1 protein-coding gene is annotated in these 1960 nt (G+C 71.0%); it reads right to left on the bottom strand.

From position 1 onward, the window contains the following. Nucleotides 1-164 precede the first annotated feature (164 nt). On the bottom strand, nt 165-1580 hold the full coding sequence (locus QMX80_RS19110; RefSeq protein ID WP_282278756.1) for a M28 family peptidase: 1416 nt from the start codon (nt 1578-1580) through the stop codon (nt 165-167). Nucleotides 1581-1960 lie beyond the last annotated feature (380 nt).

Genomic DNA, 1960 nt, shown 5'->3' with positions numbered 1-1960 from the left:
AGCGGCTTCAGCCGCGAAAGGGCGTTACCGGGGAAGCCTCTTCGCGGCTGAAGCCGCTCCTACGGGGAGGGGCGATTCCTGTGAGCAACGGCAACGTCCGGCGGCGCATCCGCATGGGAGCGCCTTCCCTCATGGTCGCCACGCGCGTCCATCGCGCTCCCCGCTCACTCCTTCGGCGGCACCACGTCCTTGGCTTCGCTGCCGAAACTGCCATCCGATTCGGCGGCGAGGTAGGCGAACACGGTATAGGCGGCCACGTTCTGCGCCAGCGCCTTCGGGTCGATCTTGTCCAGCGTGTCGTCGGCGGTGTGGTGCAGGTCGAAGTAGTCGGTTCCATCCTGCGCCAGCCACGCCCAGGCGCCGCCCTTGGCTGCCAGCGGACCCACGTCCGGGCCGGGGCCGCCCTGGTCCGGACGGTACTCGATGCCCAGCGGCGCCAGCACCCGGGCGATCTGCGCGGTGGCCTCGCGCGAATCGGCGGGATTGCCCGAGCCGGTGTTGAACGCGTAGATGCGGCCGGCGCCGAAGTCGCTTTCGGCGGCGATGTGCTGCAGCGGGATCTGCTTGGCCTTGACCCGCGCGGCGGCGTAGGCGAACCCGCCGTGCAGGCCCTGCTCCTCGTTGGCGAAGGCGATCACGCGGATGGTGCGCTTGGGCGCCTGCTTGAGCTGGCCGATCAGGTGGCCGGCGGCCATGGTGATGCCGACGCCGGCACCGTCGTCGATCGCGCCGGTACCCAGGTCCCACGAATCGAGGTGGCCGCCGATCACCACCACTTCCTTCGGCAGGCTGCGGCCGGTGATCTCGCCAATGACGTTCTGCGAGGTGTAGCTGCCGTCCCAGCCGCAGTCCAGCGCCATGCGGATACGGGTCGGGCCGCGCGCGACCAGCCGTGCCAGCTGGTCGGCATCCGGCACCGACAGCGCCGCCGACGGCACCGGGGCCAGGCCTTCGTCGAACCGGGTGATGCCGGTATGCGGCACGCGGTGCGAGTCGGTACCGGCCGAGCGCATGATGTAGCCGACCGCGCCCTTGCGGATCGCCTCGGAGGGACCGCGGCTGCGGATGGTGCCGCCGATGCCGTAGTCCTCGCCGCTGCGGCTGCGCGTCATCTGGTAGTCGATGAAGGCGATCTTGCCGGCCAGCGAACCGGCCGGCGCCGCCTTCAGCGCTTCGAGGCTGTCGAAGCGCACCACTTCGCCCTCGGCGTTGCCGCCGGGGCTGCCGCCCAACGCGGTGATGGCTAGCGGCTGCGCGTGTGCACCCAGCACCTGCGCGTGTTCACTGCGGCGCTCCCACTTGGGGAAGTTGACCGGCTCGGTCCACACCTTGTCGAAGCCCAGTGCCTTGAACTTGGCCTTGGCCCATTCCACCGCGCGCGCATCGGCCTCGCTGCCGGCCAGGCGCGGGCCGACCTCGGTGGTCAGCGATTCGACCACCTTCCAGCCGGTGTCGTCGGCCAGCGCCTGCTCGCGCAGTTCCGCGGCCGTTGCCAGGGCCTGCTCGGGAATGCGGGTAGGGGCGGCCTGCGCGCTGGCGCAGGCGAGCACGGCGGCGATGGCGAAGGCGAGACGGCGCATGGCGGGCTCCAGGTTGGATTGGGTTTCCGCACGGAGACGTGCGGTGCTGCTGCGAGGGATTCGCAGACGGAGAAGCCGCGAGCATACGCCCGCGGCTTCTCCGGCAGACGTGCTGGAGGTCATCGCGGCGAGCGGCGCTCTGCGGCGATGTCCCGGCGGGGCTTGGCTGGTAATGCCCCAGCGGGGCGTTGCCCCGCTCTACAAGGGGCGGTGTTCTGTAGCGCCGGGCAGCGCCCGGCGGGGTTTGGCTGGTAATGCCCCAGCGAGGCGGTGCCCCGCTCTACAAGGGAGCGGTGTTCTGTAGCGCCGGGCAGCGCCCGGCGGGGCTTGACTGGCAATGCGCCAGCGGGGCGTTGCCCCGCTCTACAACGGGGCAACGC

The sequence above is a fragment of the Stenotrophomonas sp. PS02297 genome (assembly GCF_029959705.1).
GTDB lineage: Bacteria > Pseudomonadota > Gammaproteobacteria > Xanthomonadales > Xanthomonadaceae > Stenotrophomonas > Stenotrophomonas nitritireducens.
This window is presented reverse-complemented; position numbering and strand designations above follow the sequence as displayed.

What these genes read in the sequence shown, in the direction of transcription:
- QMX80_RS19110 (WP_282278756.1), bottom strand. Translation starts at nt 1,580, where the DNA reads ATGCGCCGTCTCGCCTTCGCCATCGCCGCCGTGCTCGCCTGCGCCAGC.